This window comes from Acidobacteriota bacterium, from assembly GCA_040752675.1.
In the GTDB taxonomy this organism is placed as follows: Bacteria; Acidobacteriota; Polarisedimenticolia; order JBFMGF01; family JBFMGF01; genus JBFMGF01.
Genome location: JBFMGF010000104.1, coordinates 1 through 2,206, shown reverse-complemented (window position 1 = coordinate 2,206; position 2,206 = coordinate 1). Strand labels below are relative to the sequence as shown.

The following is a 2,206-nucleotide window of genomic DNA, read 5'->3' as shown; positions in this document are numbered from 1 at the left end:
GGAAAAAAAGGCGAAGGCAAAAGGCAGGACCCTCATAATCTTAAACGATTGCATCGGTCCTCCTTTTGTTAAGACTGGCAAGAAAATGTAAAGAGCTATCCTGACAATTGTCAGATCAAATTGTTATATAAACAAATTTATATATACTTCTAAGCTCATCCAGTTGCAAGCCTTTTGTTTGGATTTTCAGGAATTCCTGCTTGATTTGAATGCCGTCCTATTCTTGAAAAATCTCCGCCTGTTTTACCTATTCCTTATCAGCGATCTCAGGATCTTTAGATTTTGCACATCCTCAGCATAGTCTGGCCCTTTTGGCGTCTCAAGGTACATCGGAAACTTTTTCAGGAGTCGGTCATTCAGGAGGAAACGGAATGGCTCCAGTCCCATCTCACCCTTACCAATGTGCTGATGTCTGTCGACGCGGCTCCCTAATCCTTTGAGAGAATCGTTGAGATGGAACGCTTTCAAGAGGTTAAGCCCAAGGATCCGATCGAACTCTCTGAACGTCTTATCGAAGCTCTTCTTATCCCTGATCTCATACCCGGCTGCGAAAGCATGGCAGGTATCGAAGCATATCCCGATAGCACACTTTTTCTTAACATTCTTTATGATCTTTGCCAGATGCTCGAATCTGTATCCGAGGTTGGTCCCCTGCCCGGCCGTTGTCTCGAGGACTACCATGGTCTTGAATCCTTTAGTCCTTGAGTGAATCCTGTCGATAGCCTCGGCGATCCGCATCAGCCCTGCCTCCTCCCCGGCTCCCATATGGGAACCTGGATGGGTGATGAGAAAGGGTATTTCCAGTTGTTCGCACCGGTTCATCTCCATGACGAATGCATCTATCGATCTCTTCCAGAGAAGATCGTCAGGCGAACCGAGATTGATCAGATAGGCATCATGGGCAACGACCAGATCGATCCCCATCTCCTTTCTGTTCCTCTTGAAGTTTTCAATTTCCTCCTTTGCAAGAGGCTTGGCTTCCCACTGGTTCGAGCTTTTCGTGAATATCTGGATCGTATCGCAGCCGATCTTTTTCCCGAGTGGAATCGATTTATCTACTCCTCCAGCAATCGACATGTGAGCACCCAGAAGCATAACCTCTCCAGAAACCGTCCTTTATGAATTATCATTCCATGGGAACTGCTGAATGGTCTTCAAAATATAGATGCATTGCTCCTGAAACTGTCCCTTATTGAATTATCATCCCATGAGCTCTTGACGCGATAGTCATTTTATCCTATTTCACATCATTGGGAACGATATCTTTGTGGCATAGGGCAAAGTCGTACTTAACCGGATCCTCAGGATCTATCATTTTCAACGTCTCGGTTATCTCGACAGCCATATGCCAGGATGGATTTTCTCTTCTGGTCAGACCCAGCTTCTGCGCTGCGGCAACAACGTGAATATCTAAAGGTATGACCAGCTGCGATCTCGCCACTCCTTTCCATAGACCCAGATCAAGCCGATCCTTACGGATCATCCATCTCAAGAAGAGGTTGAGACGCTTGCATGGCGAACCATCGGACGGGGACGGAAAGAAAAATATCACGCCGCCATATTTCTTCCTTGATTTTCGGCTCCCTATCATTCCTGAAGACGATGCAACTCTTTTCAACAGGAGTGCCCTTCTCGAGAAAGAATCGATGGCACACTTCATGTCTGAAAGCGGGTCGTACCCTTGCATGAAAAACGCTTCTACGGATCCATGCTGCTCGATCATCTGTTTTGCGAAAAAGATCAGATTTGCAACATCCTCGCCATCGTTGAATCTGTGCCTGAAATTACCAAATAAAGCTTTCCATTTGTACGGCTCGAATTTGAGAAGGAATCGAAGTGGAGAGGGATTCATCGCATTCAGAACGGTCGCGACATTTTTCTTGATCATCTTGATGTTCCCGTATGATAGCGATGATGCGATGAGTGCCGCGATCTCCATCTCTTCTCTGCACCTGTACTGATGCACAAACATTAGAGGATCGGAATCAAGATAGCTCTTCCTGTTGTATCGTCTGTATAGCTCGTCGAGATACTCCTTTAATTTTTCTCTCTTCATAAAGTTTATAATTATATTTTAACTCAGTAGTGTCCCAACGTTACTTGAATAATATCAGCTGGTTAGAAAAATCGTGATCCATTTCTTCCAAGTCAAACTGTGAAAATGCTTGCAATAGCGGAGTTTTCTCAAAAAGAGTCACACTCAAAA

Annotated in this window: 2 protein-coding genes; both read right to left on the bottom strand. The window is 45.0% G+C overall.

Annotated elements, in window-relative coordinates; all coding sequences use genetic code 11:
- Positions 1 to 243: 243 nt before the first annotated feature.
- A complete protein-coding gene (locus AB1756_09590) occupies positions 244 to 1,095 on the bottom strand; it encodes a deoxyribonuclease IV (protein MEW5807581.1) in 852 nt (283 codons plus the stop codon).
- A 142-nt stretch (positions 1,096 to 1,237) separates the two neighbouring features.
- Positions 1,238 to 2,056, bottom strand: coding sequence for a TIGR02757 family protein (locus tag AB1756_09585; protein MEW5807580.1), 819 nt, complete (start codon positions 2,054 to 2,056; stop codon positions 1,238 to 1,240).
- Positions 2,057 to 2,206 lie beyond the last annotated feature (150 nt).